The sequence below is a fragment of the Salinimicrobium oceani genome, from assembly GCF_012037645.1.
The window spans coordinates 1-342 of sequence record NZ_JAAVJR010001226.1 but is presented as its reverse complement, the minus strand read 5'-3'; the positions used below and the strand labels follow the sequence as shown (position 1 = coordinate 342).

Genomic DNA, 342 nt, shown 5'->3' with positions numbered 1-342 from the left:
AAAGAGAACTTCTCAAAATTCAGCTGCAGCATGTTTTCTCCGTTTGCTGAAGTTTCTATTCTGAATACTCCATTTTGATTGGGGGCAGCATCAAGTTGATCCACGGTATTGATCCCGAAGCCGATATCTCCGCAAGCCTCGAGCTTCTCTGCCTGGAAGGAGCCGTCCTGTTGCGGAATGAGGCGCAGCTTTTGGCGTTCGGCAGAACCATTTACATGAGCATCTTCAGCAAGAGGATAGACATATACACCTGAAACCAGGGGCGGCCTGTTGTCGGCGATATCAATACCGAACATAAGAGGATTCATGGGGTGCTGGTTACCATCCCTGATTTCAAAATGC

At 48.2% G+C, this 342-nt stretch carries 1 pseudogene; it reads right to left on the bottom strand.

Features of this window, described 5'->3' with window-relative positions:
• A pseudogene (locus HC175_RS21575) lies at nt 1-342 on the bottom strand (M23 family peptidase); the annotation flags it as partial.